Source organism: Nesiotobacter zosterae (genome assembly GCF_033843645.1).
Taxonomy (GTDB): domain Bacteria; phylum Pseudomonadota; class Alphaproteobacteria; order Rhizobiales; family Stappiaceae; genus Pseudovibrio; species Pseudovibrio zosterae.
The window spans coordinates 147,122-162,038 of the sequence record NZ_JAWXVZ010000006.1; the positions used below are offsets into that span (position 1 = coordinate 147,122).

Consider the following 14,917-nt stretch of genomic DNA (forward strand, 5'->3'; position numbering starts at 1 on the left):
AGCCCTTTTCTATAGGTCTTCCCTTATAATTTCCCAATTATGAATAAATGGTAGTAATTGACATTGTGTCTATTCACATTTTCTGAAAATGCTAGTGTGTTCAGTGCAAATGCTGGCGGGTGCCCGTGAAGGCTGTCTCCTGTAATTCTCAGGGGAAATGATGTCGAGGTGAGAGAGGGCACCTCGAAACCGCAATTAAGATAGCTTAAGGTTCTTTTATGGATATCTGGAGCCGCCTATCGGCCATTGTGGTCGCCCTGCAGGAAAGCAGTGCTCAACTTGCTGAGCGCTTGCAGCAACTCATCAAGAACACGGGTGAGGCGCGCAGGTCCGTTGCCTTTACTGCGGCCATGATTGCGCTTTCGGCCAAGATGGCCAAGGCTGACGGCGTGGTGACCACGGATGAGATCCTCGCATTTTATGAACTCTTCGAAATTCCCGAAGGAGAAGAGCGGAACGTGGCCCGGCTGTTCTCGCTGGCGCAGCAGGACGTGGCTGGCTACGACCTTTATGCGGAAAAGCTGTATCAGCTGCTCGCCGATGATCCGCAAACCTGTGTGGATGTGCTGGACGGCCTGTTTTACATCGCCAAGGCTGATGGTGTCATCCACGAGGCGGAACTGAGCTATCTGGAAAAAGTGGCCTCCATTTTCCGTTTGGAGCCGGTGAGTTTCAGCCGCATCAAGGCACGGCATATGCGCGGTCACTATGACCCTTACATGGTGCTGGGTGTAGATCCGGAAATCAGCGACCTTGATCTGCAGAAGGTTTATCGGCAGGAAGTGCGTGAGACCCATCCTGACCGGTTGATCGGGCGGGGCGTTCCAGAAGAATTTGTTCGTATCGCCAATGAGCGGCTTGCGGCCTTGAATGCGGCCTATGCGCAGGTACGAGCGGAAAGAGGCCTATGAGCGTGAAACCTGAGTGCGGTGTGCCCGCACAGCTGAAACCTTCTCCCAATCACAATGAACGTGCAATGCCGGTGGACATGCTGGTGCTGCATTACACCGGGATGCCCGACCATGACGAGGCGCTGGCCCGGCTTTGTGATCCCCGCAGTGAGGTTTCCGCTCACTATGTGGTGATGGAAGACGGCAGCATCTATCAGTGTGTGCCAGAGGGCCGCCGGGCATGGCATGCCGGGAAGGCCTGGTGGAAGGGGGAGACTGACATCAACTCCTGCAGCATTGGCATCGAGATTGCCAATGTCGGCCATGATGGTGGCCTGCCGGAGTATCCGGAAGCGCAGATCGAGGCGCTCATCGGACTCTGCAAGGACATCCTGAGCCGTCACGACATTCCTCCGGCGCGGGTGCTGGGGCATTCAGATGTGGCGCCAGACCGAAAGATCGATCCGGGCGAGAAGTTCCCTTGGGAGCGCCTTTACAATGAGAGCATCGGGCATTTTGTAGCTGAGAAAATGCAGCCACAGAGTTCCGGCTTCTTCCAGCGGGGGGATGAAGGTGCGCCCATTGAAGCGATCCAGGCTCTTCTCGGACTTTATGGTTATCATATCCGTCAGTCCGGCGTGTTTGACCAAAAGACCTATCAGGCTGTGGTCGCGTTCCAGAGGCATTTCCGTCCGAGCAGTGTTGATGGGGTTGCAGACCCGGAAACCATCACGTTGCTGCATAGCCTCCTAAGGGGTTTGCCTAGTCTTTAATGCGGAGCGCTTACCCAGGGTTACGTGAGGGTTATGTGAAATAGGCCCCTTGCCAAGGTTAATATGACGTTAGGTAAGGTGCTTATGGTTTCACAGTTTCAGCCAAATTGAGGCGGGGTTGCCGCCTCTTTGCCTTATATTCCACAAATGCGGGCTAATCTGTCACTTAAGTGACATAAAACTTGAAACAGTTTGTGAATTCCCGTGCCCGATTTTCGTCCCATCCGGCAATCATAACCGCCCTCGCTCAAAACAACTTTGCCAGGACAGACAAATGAAACTTATGAAACGCGCTCGGGCCGCGGTACTTCCTCTTTGTGCGATTGCAATTCTTGCGGGTAATCCAGTTGGTTATCTTGATGGGGACTTTGCAGCCTCCGCCAAGTCTGAGGAAAAGAAGATTGAGACGCTGATCAAGGAAACAGCGAAGAAGCATGGTGTGCCGCATGAGTTGGCCCGTGCTGTGGTTCAGGTCGAAAGCAGCTTCAATCCAAGCGCACGTGGTGCTGCTGGTGAAGTGGGCCTGATGCAGATCAAACCTTCTACAGCACGTGGTTTGGGCTACCGCGGCTCTACGAAGGCGCTCTACAATCCAGAAACAAATCTGGAATGGGGCATGAAGTATCTCGCAGGTGCGCACAAAAAGGCCGGGGGCGACCTTTGTGGCACGATCCTGCGATACAACGCTGGTCACTATGCTAAGCGCATGAACAAGACCAGCGCACGCTACTGCCAGAAGGTTCAGAACATTCTGGGTAAGGATAGCTGATATCCGATTGCTGCTGTTGGTGGGCTGGGGCTTTAGAAAAGTTCAGTAAATTGCTGCCCGCTTGATGTGGTCAGTGTGCCTGCAAGGACAGAGAACGGACGGTCAGTTTCTCACTGTGCGCTGACCGTCCCTATCTTTGACGTGGTGTTACACAAACTTCTGCCGCGCCTTCAGGGTTGAGGCAGTGACGGGAACACCCTCCTTCACGGTTCCATCAGTTACTGGAAGTCCAAGTGCGGTCGTGACAGGAATGATGCCTGCCCAGTTCGGCAGGGCGTAGTCTTCCGGTTCATCTATCGGCGGCCCTTGACGCATCTTTGCAGCGGCATGCTCGGTATCGAATGCCCACACTCCGGTTGCCTTGAGTTCCTTTGGGGTCAGGGGGCGGAGTTCATCCCACCGATCGGGTAGGATATGGTTGGTAATAGCTCGAAGGGCAGCAAGCTTTTCTTCGGTGTCTGTGACGGGATGGGCGGTTCCGTGCAACACAACACTGCGGTAGTTGAAGCTGTTGTGAAATGCGGAACGTGCGCACACGATGCCATCGACGTGGGTGACCGTCAGGCTGACTGGCGCGCCCTCATCAACGCCTTTGACAATTCGTGCTGCTTTGGCACCGTGAATAAACAGCCGACGATCCATTCTTCCAAAAGCCATGGGAATAACCATGGGCCTCCCATCATCAATGAACCCAACATGAGCAACCAGCGCGGTATCAAGGATGCTTGCGATGGTTTCCCAGTCATAATCAGCTCGCGTCGACACTCTTACCTTGGCGTAGGAGGGTCTGCGGTGCTTTTCAGTTTTGTGTGACGTACGCTCTTTATGAAGAGGTGCGTCTATTTGCGTATTTGTCATCTGGTCCTCGGTTTTGAGCAGACTGTCGGCAACGAATAGGACCAGTATCGCTCGGGTAACTGGATCTAAAGAAGATCCAATTATTTAAATAATTTAGATCCAGTTACTCGGGCACCCCTGCTCGGACCTCTGTAAATGAAGGTCAGCCCGCCACTTTTTCCCGATATCTCTTGAAAACACGCCATGTGCATAACGAGGTGTGTTCGTCGGCGTGATGGCTCTGCTACACCTGATAACTGGTTTGTTGTTTTTTCAAGTTTTGGGTGCCGGTTTGTTTCCGTTCGAAATTGAGTTGGAACGTGATGGTTCTGTTTCTCTGACCAGTCAGATCTATCGCGTGATCCGCGAAAACATTGCTCGTGGCATCATTGCGGAAGGAGAAAAGCTCCCCAGTTCCCGGCGATTGTCGGCGACCCTTGATGTTTCCCGAAACACCGTGAATACGGCCTATGAGCTGTTGCGTGCCGAAGGCATGATTGATGTGCGCACAGGTGCCGCGCCAGTTGTGAATGGTGTGCAGGCACTTGGACGTGGAGAGGGTGTGCCCATGGCCGCGCCCAGCCGCCATCTTTCAAAGCGCGGGGCGGTGTTGGCCACGAACCATCGTTTCAAGTCTTTGTATGGCGAACGCGGTTCAACCATGCAGCCGGGAGAGCCTTCGCGCACGCTGTTTCCTTCAGAACTTTGGGCGCGGTGTCTGCGCCGTGCAGCGCGGCGGGTTTCTGGCGGCGCGCTGGGTTATGAGCATCTTGTTGGATTGCCCCAGTTGCAACGGGTCTTGGCTCGGTATCTGTCACAGGAGCGTGGAGTGCGCGCCAAGCCGCACCAGATCCTCATCCTGCCGACGGTGCAATCTGCCTTGACGCTGATGACGCAAGCCTTCACCGACCCGGGAGATCAGGCGCTGATTGAGGAGCCGGGCTATCTGGGCGCGCGTTCTGCGTTTCTGGGAGCGGGCCTGAAGCTAATGCCTTTCCAGCCCAACGATAGTCTTGATGAAAGGGCACTGGATGCCGCGCGGCTGATTTACGTCACCCCATCTCACCAGTATCCGCTTGGAACACGCATGGATATGACCCGGCGACTGGAGCTGCTGGCATTTGCGCGCAAGACCGGTGCGATCATTCTGGAAGATGATTACGACAGTGAGTTTTTGTTTGAAGGGCGTCCTCTGGCAGCCTTGCAGGGCTTGGGAGCTGATGGCGAGGTTGCCTACATGGGAACGGTGGCCAAGTCCATGCTGCCCGCGATCCGGCTGGCGTATCTTGTGGTGCCGGAGGTGCATGTTGAGGCCCTGAGCGTGGCACAACGGGCGCTGGGCGCTCTTGCCAATGTCCATGTGCAGGCGGCTCTGGCGGATTTCATCGACGATGGCCACTACAGGGCGCATCTGAAGAAGATCCGGGTACATTATCAGCGCAGTGGCGCGCTTCTCGCACAGCAGATCGGGGCCCGGTTCGGGAATAAAGTGAGTGTTTCAACCCCGACCGGCGGCTTGCAGATGCCTCTGTTCTTCAATGAAGATGTGAATGATGTTGTGGTGGCATCCCATATGAACGCCAAGGGCTTTGGCGTGGTGCCGCTTTCCATTGCCTATCTGGGAACGCCGCAGGCCGGGCTCGTGATTGGCTTTTCTGAAGCCACGCCGGCGATGATCGACCGGTTTTGCGACGTGCTTCAGGAAGGTTTAAGTGTTGAGGCGGACAGATAAGGCGTTTCAAGGCCTTGACCTTTTGGGGTGAGCAGTCTAGTCCCGGCGCACCAGTCGGCCGGACGGCCGCTCCCGCAAGTGCCGAAAGGCCGCGGGGGAGGAAAGTCCGGGCTCCATGGAGAAACGGTGCCGGATAACGTCCGGCGAGGGCGACCTCAGGGAAAGTGCCACAGAAAGCAAACCGCCTTCACATGTGAGGGTAAGGGTGAAAGGGTGGGGTAAGAGCCCACCGCGCGTCTGGCAACAGAGGCGGCATGGTAAACCCCACCGGGAGCAAAACCGAATAGGGGCGGCGCGGAGGCCTCGGCTTCCAGTCTTTCTTCAGACCTGACCGCCCGGGTTGGTTGCTTGAGGCGTCCAGTAATGGGCGTCCCAGATGAATGGCCGTCACGTGCGGGCTTGCCCGTGCCATACAAAACCCGGCTTACAGGCCGACTGGTATTCCTTTTTGCATTGCGCTGTTACTTCCTTGACATCTGAATGCACTAGCAAGCACGTAATTATACGCGTTTAAGCTGAGTCATAGGAGTGGGGAATGGGTGGCTATCTTCCCATCGTCGGTGCGGCGATGAGTATTACGGAATTTGATGAGCACCGGGAATGGATGCTGGAAAAGCAGCGCCCGCTGGAGCTGCAGGATTTCGTGCCCGGTGATGTGCTGAATGGCAACTGGGAGCATCTTGCGGATGAAGTGCTGGCCAAGCTTGAGGGCTTTGACGGTCCTTTGGGAATTCATGGGCCGTTCTGGAATCTGGACATTTCAGCCGCTGACCCGGACATTCGCCAGGTGGTGCAAAAGCGTCTCGACCAAGGGCTTGAAGTGTGCCGCAAAATCAAGGCCACTCACATGGTGGTGCATAGCCCCTACACGAACTGGGACCATCACAACCTGGACCAGTACGATCAAGGCCGTGCTTTCAAGCTTGAGTGCATTCACGAGAACCTGCGCGCGGCTGTCGCCAAGGCCGAAGACATTGGGTGCACCTTGATGATTGAAAACATCGAGGATGTGGATCCGAATGTGCGCGTTGATCTGGTCAAGTCGTTCAACAGTGACGCTGTTGCCGTGTCGCTGGATACGGGCCACGCCTACTATGCGCATGGCTCTACCGGTGCGCCGCCGGTTGACTACTACGTGAAGGCTGCGGGGGCGCTGCTCAAGCATGTTCACCTGCAAGATGCGGACGGGTATGCCGACCGTCACTGGGCCATGGGCGAGGGCACGTTAAAGTGGGAGCCGCTGTTCCGAGCTTTCCAGAAGTACACCAATCATCCGCGGTTGATCATCGAGTTGGCCAACAACAAGGAGCTGCCCAAAGCGGCGCAGTATCTGCTTGATCAGAGACTCGCTCAGTAGTCGTCTGGTCACGCATTCCCAAAGTTCCCCAAAAGGGGCAGGAAAAGGTCGCTGAAAGTTCAGCGGCCTTTTTTATTGGGGACCCTCGGGAAAATGCCCCACACAGCTAAATGACTGTGTTTCCGGCGGGTCTTGGAAGGTGCTTTCTCATTCAATTTTAAGGATTTTTAAGGTTATTCCGCGTTAACCATAGGAGTTGACCGTGGACCATTTTGTGCGGGTTTCGGTGGCGTGAGAACCCAGTTCGTGCGTTGACGTCCCGTGCTGTCCCATGCTATCCCAAAGTGTCCCGGAAATGACCAGATTGTGGCTTCTGGTCCCGGACCGAGAAGGTGGCTCGGATGGCAGGTGGCTGATCCACGGTTTTTGAAGAGTTAAGCGGCAATTGATCGGGTGGAATTCCCGGTCCTGAGGCAAGGGGAAAAATGTCAGGGTTCGTCTCGCACTTCACCAATCGGGTGGATGCCAAGGGTCGTGTATCGATCCCTGCACCCTTCCGTGCGGCCTTGGCGAAGGACGGCTTTGAAGGTCTTTATTGCTTCCCATCTCCATTCCAGAGCGCTGTAGACGCGGGCGGAAACGGTCTGGTTGCCGAAATTCAGAAGAAACTTGAGGGCTTTTCCACCTTGTCGTTGGAATATGATGCGCTGTCGACAGCGCTTTACGGTGCCAGTGAAACGTTGAAAGTGGACCGGGATGGCCGATTTGTGCTGTCCGACATGGTGCGCCATCACGCTGGCATTGAGGATGAAGTGACCTTTGTGGGTCAGGGCTTCAAGTTCCAAATCTGGGAGCCCTCGAAATTCCGCAAGCATCGCGAAGAGGCAATGAAGCGGGCGCTGGCGGTATTGGCAGGCGGCGGTGGTTCCGCTGCCTCACTGGAAGGGGCGGTATGATGGCGGGTCGCGACGAAAACGAAGAGGTCGCTGGCGGACTGACCCGTCACATCCCCGTCCTTCTGGATCGGGTTATGGAATCCATGCAGCCGCAGCCGGGTGAAGTCATCATTGACGGTACCTTTGGCGCGGGCGGGTATTCCCGCCGTTTTCTTGAGGCGGGGGCGACTGTTATTGGCGTGGACCGGGACCCGGATGCCATTGTTGGTGCAGCGCCGTTGAAGCAGCTTTTTCCCGATACGTTGAAAATGGTTCATGGCCAGTTTGTTGACCTGGATGAACACGCGCACGGCCTTGGTTATGACAAGGTGGACGGCGTGGTGATGGACCTTGGTGTTTCTTCCATGCAACTGGACCAGGCCGAACGGGGGTTTTCCTTCCGTAATGACGGCCCGCTGGACATGCGCATGGAACAGGATGGCCCGAGCGCTGCAGATGTGGTGAACACGCTGGAGCACAAGGACCTGACCCGGATTATCGGCCTTTTGGGCGAAGAAAAACGCGCGTCTTCCGTTTCTCATGCCATTTGTCGGGCGCGGGACGAGAAGCCATTCGAGACCACGCTTGAACTTGCCAAGGTGGTGGAGAAGGTGGTGGGCCGGAACCCGAAGAAGCCGGGCATTCATCCGGCGACGCGGACGTTTCAGGCTCTGCGCATTTATGTAAATGGCGAGCTGCATCAGGCAGCTGGCGCGCTTGCATCTGCGGAACGCATTCTCAAACCGGGCGGCCGCCTGGTGGTGGTGACGTTCCATAGCCTTGAAGACCGCATTGTGAAGCGTTTTCTGCAGGACCGTACCAAGGTGCGTGGTGGTGGTTCCCGCCACATGCCGGAAATGGACGTTCCGCCAGCGACATTCGAATTCATCGTCAAGGGCAATCAAGACGCGAGCGCCGACGAGGTGGCGGCAAACCCTCGTGCGCGCTCAGCGCGCTTGCGGGCCGGTCGTCGATTGGATGCGCCGGCTCGCGAGCTTGATATTCATGAGGCCGGTGTGCCGCGCCTTGCTGCATTTAGAGGACTAGGGGGCTGATACGATGTTGAAGATCGTTAATCTGTTGTTTCTGATCCTCGTGGTTATCGGGGCAGCAGCTGTTTACGACATGAAAATGTCGACCGAACACCTGACGGAAAAGGTGGCAGAGCTGCAGCGACAGATCGAGAAGGAAAAAGAAGATATTCGCTGGTACAAGGCCCAATGGAGCGCTCTGAACCAGCCGTCTCGTCTTCAGGGCGTGGTAGACCGCTACAACGCCTATCTGGAGCTGGAGCCACTGGGCGCGAGCCAGATTACCACCGTTGAGGCGCTGCCGGTCAAGCCGGTCCAGCTGCAGCCTGTTTCCGGCGATCCGATGGGTGGCTACGCCAGTCGCCTTCCTGCAGTACAGTAGGGGGTGAATGGTGGCCGGGCACTCCAACTCTTTCCTGAAAGCACCTGCCAAGCCGCGCACGGGGGGCGTTGCCTCGACCGTTCGTGAGCCTGCGCGTTCGCGCGTTTACATCGCAATGGTGGCCTTCTTCTGCGTTTTTGCTGCCATTGGCGGGCGTCTTGTAACGCTGGCCATGCAGCAAACCGAGCAGGGGTCATCTTACATTGCGGCGGAAAAGCCGAGTGCGGCACGCCCGGACATACTGGACCGCAACGGTGAAATTCTGGCCACGGACATCAAGAGCGCATCGCTTTACGCCGAACCGCGCAAGATTCCGGATCCCGATGAGGTGTTTGAAGGGCTGATCTCGGTTCTGCCAGAGCTGAACACGCCGCGCATTGCACAGCGGCTGCGCGGTGACGCTGCCTTCATCTGGCTCAAGCGCGAAATCACCAATGAACAACGTGACCGTATCCATAGCCTCGGCCTTCCCGGTGTCGGTTTCCGTGAAGAGACGCTTCGCTTCTATCCAGGGGGCAACACCGTAAGCCACGTTCTGGGAACGGTGAACGTGGATGGCCGCGGCATATCCGGCATCGAGAAGTACATAGATCAGGCCTGGTTGAACGATTTGCGTGAACTGGGCTTTACCAGCGAAGAAGGGCTGGAGCCGGTTCGGCTGTCAATTGACCTGCGGGCGCAATATGCGGTGCGCGACGAGTTGAAGCGCGCCATGGAGCACCACAAGGCCAAGGCTGCCATCGGCATTGTACTGCAGGCTGACACTGGTGAGGTGGTTGCCATGTCGTCTCTGCCGGACTTTGACCCCAATGATCGCAGTGAAGCGCTTCGTCCAGACCGGTTGAACCGGGCTACGGCAGGGGTGTTTGAGATGGGCTCCGTGTTCAAGGGCATCACGGTGGCAATGGCGCTGGAAAGCGGTAAAGTATCCATCGACGACAGCTTTGATGCACGCAAGCCGATCCGTGCCGGTGGGCGAACCATCAACGACTTCCATGGCAAGCGCCGCATTCTGTCTGTGCCGGAAGTGTTCATCTATTCATCAAACATCGGCACAGCCAAGATGATGCTGGAGGCCGGCATTGATGAGCAGAAGCAGTTCCTCAAGAAATTGGGTCTGACCGAGCGTCCCGGTGGAGAGCTGCCGGAAAGAGCCATGCCTCTTATGCCGCCTCGCTGGAATGAACTGGCTGCCATGACAATCTCTTATGGTCACGGCATCTCGGTGACCCCGCTTCAGACTGCGGTGGCGATGGCCACAATGGTGAACGGCGGCAAGCTGATTGAGCCGACCTTCCTGCCGCGGACGGAGGAAGAGGCGGCCAAGGTGGCACAACAGACCATCTCGCCGCAGACCAGTGATGCCGTGCGCTATCTGAACCGCCTCAACGTGTTGCAGGGCTCTGGTCGCCGCGCGGCGGTTCCCGGTTATGATGTAGGCGGCAAGACCGGCACGGCGCAAAAAGTAGTGAACGGCAAATATGTTGAAGGCCTATACCTGAACTCGTTCTTGGCGGCGTTTCCGATGTCGGACCCGAAATATGTGGTTCTGATGATGCTGGATGAGCCGCAGAAGGTTGATGGTCAGCCTTATGCAACCGCAGGCTGGAACATTGTGCCAACCACAGGCGCAGTGATCCGCCGTATCGCGCCGATGCTTGGGGTGAAGCCTAATTTCGCCGGAGATGATGAAACCATCCCGGTAAAATACTAGGATCTTTTGGAAAAACGCGTGGTCGGCAGCCTGTTAAAACCGCCTACGCCATATTGACGACTCATAGTCCGGTGATATCGACGTCATGTTGCTCGAAAACTTAACATATACAGCCGAATTGCCCGAAAATGCAGGCGCACTTGACGTCCAAGGTCTCACTGCGGACAGCCGCGGAATTGGGCCGGGCTTCCTGTTTGCCGCCCTTTCCGGTGCCAAGACCGATGGTCTGTCATTTGCCGCGCAAGCTGCTGAAAAAGGCGCGATTGCGATCCTTGTCGATGCTGACCGGGTTGAGGAGGCTCGAAAGCTCGTGCCTGCCGAGGTTGCCGTGCTCGGCGCGCCTGACGCGCGGCACGAGCTGGCGCTTATGGCTGCGGCGTTTTCTGGTGCTCAGCCAGACACCATGGTTGCGGTGACGGGCACCAGCGGCAAGACATCCGTTTCCGAGTTCGTTCGTCAGATTTTTACGTTCGCGGGCAACAAGTCTGCAAGCCTCGGTACGCTGGGCGTTGTTACCTCTGACGGACAGAGCTATGGCGGGTTGACCACACCGGACCCGGTTAAACTGCATGAGGGCCTTGCCCAGCTTGCCAAGGATGGCGTGACCCATGCGGCCATGGAGGCGTCCAGTCATGGTCTGGACCAGCACCGTCTTGATGGCGTGTGGTTGGTTTCTGCTGGTTTTACCAATCTGGGCCGCGACCACATGGACTACCACCCAACGGTGGAGGACTACCTGCAAGCCAAGCTGCGGCTGTTCCGCGAAGTGCTGCCGGACGGCGCTGCCGTGGTGGTGGACCCTGAGGCGCCATTCGGTGACCGGGTTGTGGCCGTTGCAGAAGAACGCGGCCTGCCGCTGTTTACCGTCGGTGCCAATGGTGAGGGCCTGAAGCTGGTTTCCGACAAGCCTGAGGGCTTCGGGCAGCTTCTGGAGCTGCAGTGCGACGGCGAGACCCATTCTGTCATGCTGCCGCTTGCCGGTGAGTTTCAGGTTTCCAACGCGCTGGTCGCTGCAGGTCTTGCCATAACGGCGGGGGTAGAGCCACGGGTTGCCATTGAGGCACTGGCGACCTTGAAGGGTGCGCCGGGCCGTATCGAGCATGTTGGCACGAAGGCCAATGGCGGTCTGGTTTTCGTAGACTATGCCCACAAGCCGGATGCGTTGGAGAACGTGCTGGCGGCGTTGCGCCCCTTTACCAAAGGCCGGTTGATCAGCGTGTTTGGATGCGGTGGCGATCGCGATAAAGGAAAGCGGCCTTTGATGGGCGAGATTTCCGGTCGTCTGGCGGACATCTCCATCGTCACCGATGACAACCCGCGGACCGAAGACCCGCAGCAAATCCGAAACGAAATACTGGATGCCTGCCCGACCGCGCTAGAAATCGGTGATCGTGCTGAAGCCATCCGTCGCGGTATCGAGTTGTTGGGCGAGGGAGACATTCTCTGCGTGGCTGGCAAAGGCCATGAGACGGGCCAGATTGTTGGGGCTGATGTCCTGCCGTTTTCTGACCATGACGCCATTCGTGATGCACTTGCAGAACTGGACGCCGTTGAGGGTGACGTTGAAAGTGTGCCGGACGCGTTTGAAGAACTCGATCTGGCCGATCTGGTGAGCAAGTCGCTGGAAGACGATGCCTCGGAGAAGGATGAGCCGTCCTCAGAGGTTTCTGGTGCTGAAGCTGAAACTGCTGCCGATGCTGCCTCTGAAGAACCGGCATCAACGCCTGCTTCCGAGGAAGCAGATGAGTTGTTCGAGGCCGAGGCTGAAGAGGTAAGTCCCCCACAGCGCGCAGAAAGTGAAGAGCGAAGCGCTCCTGCGCCTGCCGAAGTTGCAGCACCTGTAGAAGAAACGGCTCATTCCGAAGAGGTTGCTCTGGCACAGTCTGCACCTGAAGCGGAAACGCCAGTTGTTGAAACGCATGCCGAGGAACAGCCGAAGATTGAAGAGGCTGTTGTGGTGGCGGCGGTTTCTGAAGCGGTGAAGGAAACGGTCGAGGTCGAGCCGGAAACTGCGGAAGAAGACGAAGAGCCTCTTGATCCGAGCGCGCCACTGTGGACCCGCAAAGACTTTGCGCATGCCATGAAAGGCGATGTACGCGGCTCCCTGCCCGAAGCCATTACCGGCATTTCAATTGATACCCGCAGCCTTGAAGCGGGAGATGCCTTCTTTGCGCTGAAGGGCCCGAATTTTGACGGCCACCAGTTTGTCAGCGCAGCGTTGGAAGCCGGTGCTGCTGTTGCTGTTGTTGAACGTGCGCAGCTTTCAGACTTGCCGGAAGATGGCCGGTATGTGGTGGTTGAGGATGTGCTTGAGGCCCTGCAAGACTTGGGTATCGCCGCACGTGCCCGCACCAGAGCGCGCATCATTGCGGTAACCGGGTCCGTTGGCAAGACCAGCACCAAGGAAGCGCTCAAGCTGGCGCTCTCCCGGTCTGGCCGGGCCCATGCTTCTGCGGCGTCCTACAACAACCATTGGGGCGTGCCGCTGACACTGGCGCGCATGCACGCAGCCACCGAATTCGGCGTATTCGAGATCGGTATGAACCACGCTGGTGAGATTACGCCGCTGGTGAAGATGGTCCGCCCACATGTGGTTATGATTACCACTGTTGAAGCCGTGCATCTTGAGTTCTTTGAGAGCGTTGAGGGCATTGCTCGCGCCAAGGCCGAGATTTTTGACGGCCTTGAACCCGGCGGTACGGCCATTCTGAACCGTGATAACCGTCAGTATGACCTGTTGCGCTACCTGGCCAGCATTGCGGGCGTTAAGAACATCGTGACCTTTGGGCAGCGCAAAGGCGCTCAGGCTGTTGCTGAGAAGGTTGTGCCACGTGCCGACTGCACAACGCTGACAGCCAACATCCTCGGCAATTCGATCACCTACAAAGTGGGATCTCCAGGCGCTCATCACATTAACAACTCACTCGGCGTTCTGGCAGGGGTAGCTTGCCTTGGTGCCGATCTGGCTCTTGCGGGACTGGCGCTTGGCGAAATGCGGCCGCCGAAAGGTCGGGGCGAGCAGACCGTTCTCAACGTGGGCGGCAAGTTCGCCTACCTGATTGACGAGAGCTACAATGCCAACCCGGCCAGTATGAAAGCGGCGCTTGATTTGCTTGGCGGACTGCCGATCGAGGGACGGGGAAGGCGCATCGCTGTTGTGGGCGACATGCTTGAACTTGGCCCGGATTCTGAAAAGTTTCACGCACAGATTGCAGGCGAGGTCGAACGCGCTGGGGTTGATCTGGTTTATTGTGTGGGCAGCGAGATGAAGTCCCTTTGGGACACCTTGCCGACAGATAAACGAGTTGCTTATTCAAAAGATTCAAGAGGCATGGTGGACCGGGTTCTCTCCGATATCTCGCCGTGCGACATCATCATGATCAAAGGCTCGCTGGGTACGCGTATGGGGCTGATCGTTGATGCTGTGAAATCACGATATGCTGAGCCAGCGGAAGGCTGAGGACAATAAATGCTGTATTTTCTAGGAGAGCTGGCTGACCAGTTCTCCGCTTTCAACGTATTCCGGTATATCACCTTCAGAACGGGCGGCGCCATCATGACCGCCCTTCTGTTTGTCTTCCTGTTTGGCCCCAAGATCATTTCGGCGCTGCGTGTGCGTCAGGGCAAGGGCCAGCCAATCCGCGAGGACGGGCCGCAAAGCCACCTTCTGACGAAGAAGGGAACGCCAACCATGGGCGGCCTGATGATCATGTCCGGCATGATCGTGGCGACACTGCTCTGGGCGAACCTGGCCAACCCTTACACCTGGATCGTGCTGGGTGTGACGGTGGGCTTTGGTCTGATCGGCTTTTACGACGACTATCAGAAAGTCAGCCAGTCTTCTCACAAGGGGTTCAGTGGCAAGGCGCGTCTTGGTCTTGAGTTCCTGATTGCAGGTCTTGCAGCCTTTGCCGTGACACTGCTGGATACGCAGCCGTTTTCGACCTCCATTGGCTTCCCGTTCTTCAAGGAGCTGACCATCAATCTGGGGATCTTCTTCATTCCTTTTGCAGCCTTTGTGATTGTGGGCGCAGGGAATGCCGTGAACCTGACAGATGGCCTTGATGGTCTGGCGATCGTGCCAGTGATGATCGCTGCCGCATCCTTTGCGCTGATTGCCTATCTGACCGGTAACGCCGTGTTCTCCAACTACCTTCAGATCCACCATGTTGCCGGTACCGGTGAGCTTGCCGTGTTGTGCGGGGCTGTGATCGGAGCAGGGCTGGGGTTCTTGTGGTTCAACGCACCGCCTGCCGCGATCTTCATGGGGGATACCGGTTCTCTGGCTCTTGGCGGTATGCTGGGTGCGATTGCGGTGGCCGCAAAGCACGAGATCGTGCTGGCCATCATTGGCGGCCTGTTCGTTCTTGAAGCCGTCTCCGTCATCGTGCAGGTGGCCTCATTCAAGCTGACCGGCAAGCGTGTGTTCCGCATGGCGCCGATCCATCACCACTTTGAACACCTTGGTTGGACCGAGTCTCAGGTTGTAATCCGCTTCTGGATCATTGCCGTGGTTCTGGCCCTGATCGGGCTTGCAACCCTCAAGCTGCGCTAAGG

General features: G+C 57.0%; 12 protein-coding genes and 1 other RNA gene. 12 read left to right on the forward strand and 1 reads right to left on the reverse strand.

Annotated elements, in window-relative coordinates:
- Positions 1-218 precede the first annotated feature (218 nt).
- The 3 genes from Q3Y58_RS10630 to Q3Y58_RS10640 all read left to right on the forward strand — a co-directional run bounded on the left by Q3Y58_RS10630 (position 219) and on the right by Q3Y58_RS10640 (position 2,432).
- Complete coding sequence (locus Q3Y58_RS10630; RefSeq protein WP_274218470.1) at positions 219-911, forward strand: J domain-containing protein; 693 nt, start codon at positions 219-221, stop codon at positions 909-911.
- A complete protein-coding gene (locus tag Q3Y58_RS10635) occupies positions 908-1,663 on the forward strand; it encodes an N-acetylmuramoyl-L-alanine amidase (RefSeq protein WP_319622207.1) in 756 nt (251 codons plus the stop codon). The genes Q3Y58_RS10630 and Q3Y58_RS10635 overlap by 4 nt, the downstream gene beginning before the upstream one ends.
- 274 nt (positions 1,664-1,937) lie before the next feature.
- The gene (locus tag Q3Y58_RS10640; RefSeq protein ID WP_319622208.1) at positions 1,938-2,432 is read left to right on the forward strand and encodes a lytic transglycosylase domain-containing protein; all 495 of its coding nucleotides are present in this window, start codon (positions 1,938-1,940) and stop codon (positions 2,430-2,432) included.
- Positions 2,433-2,579: 147 nt separating this feature from the next.
- On the opposite strand, the gene Q3Y58_RS10645 is transcribed toward Q3Y58_RS10640, so the two are convergent.
- Positions 2,580-3,290 carry a pyridoxamine 5'-phosphate oxidase family protein gene (locus Q3Y58_RS10645; protein WP_319622209.1) on the reverse strand — a complete coding sequence of 237 codons (711 nt, stop codon included), beginning with the start codon at positions 3,288-3,290 and terminating at the stop codon, positions 2,580-2,582.
- 271 nt (positions 3,291-3,561) lie between these two features.
- Here Q3Y58_RS10645 and pdxR point away from each other — a divergent pair, with 271 nt between their 5' ends.
- From pdxR to mraY, 9 genes are all read left to right on the forward strand, one after another.
- Positions 3,562-5,001 (forward strand): MocR-like pyridoxine biosynthesis transcription factor PdxR, encoded by a 1,440-nt coding sequence (gene pdxR, locus Q3Y58_RS10650; protein ID WP_319622210.1) that lies wholly within the window; start codon positions 3,562-3,564, stop codon positions 4,999-5,001.
- A gap of 50 nt (positions 5,002-5,051) precedes the next feature.
- An RNA gene (rnpB, locus tag Q3Y58_RS10655) (RNase P RNA component class A) lies at positions 5,052-5,444 on the forward strand.
- Positions 5,445-5,536: 92 nt separating this feature from the next.
- Complete coding sequence (locus Q3Y58_RS10660; RefSeq protein WP_319622211.1) at positions 5,537-6,358, forward strand: sugar phosphate isomerase/epimerase family protein; 822 nt, start codon at positions 5,537-5,539, stop codon at positions 6,356-6,358.
- A gap of 425 nt (positions 6,359-6,783) precedes the next feature.
- Positions 6,784-7,254, forward strand: coding sequence for a division/cell wall cluster transcriptional repressor MraZ (locus Q3Y58_RS10665; RefSeq protein WP_274218476.1), 471 nt, complete (start codon positions 6,784-6,786; stop codon positions 7,252-7,254).
- Positions 7,251-8,288, forward strand: coding sequence for a 16S rRNA (cytosine(1402)-N(4))-methyltransferase RsmH (gene rsmH / locus Q3Y58_RS10670; RefSeq protein ID WP_319622212.1), 1,038 nt, complete (start codon positions 7,251-7,253; stop codon positions 8,286-8,288). The genes Q3Y58_RS10665 and rsmH overlap by 4 nt, the downstream gene beginning before the upstream one ends.
- Positions 8,289-8,292: 4 nt before the next feature.
- The gene (gene ftsL / locus Q3Y58_RS10675; protein ID WP_274218478.1) at positions 8,293-8,646 is read left to right on the forward strand and encodes a cell division protein FtsL; all 354 of its coding nucleotides are present in this window, start codon (positions 8,293-8,295) and stop codon (positions 8,644-8,646) included.
- 7 nt (positions 8,647-8,653) lie between these two features.
- On the forward strand, positions 8,654-10,360 hold the full coding sequence (locus tag Q3Y58_RS10680; protein ID WP_319622213.1) for a peptidoglycan D,D-transpeptidase FtsI family protein: 1,707 nt from the start codon (positions 8,654-8,656) through the stop codon (positions 10,358-10,360).
- A gap of 85 nt (positions 10,361-10,445) precedes the next feature.
- Positions 10,446-13,820, forward strand: coding sequence for a UDP-N-acetylmuramoylalanyl-D-glutamyl-2,6-diaminopimelate--D-alanyl-D-alanine ligase (locus Q3Y58_RS10685; RefSeq protein WP_319622214.1), 3,375 nt, complete (start codon positions 10,446-10,448; stop codon positions 13,818-13,820).
- Between the two features lie 9 nt (positions 13,821-13,829).
- Positions 13,830-14,915: a phospho-N-acetylmuramoyl-pentapeptide-transferase gene (gene mraY / locus Q3Y58_RS10690; RefSeq protein WP_274218481.1), complete on the forward strand. Its 1,086-nt coding sequence runs from the start codon at positions 13,830-13,832 to the stop codon at positions 14,913-14,915.
- Positions 14,916-14,917: the final 2 nt, after the last annotated feature.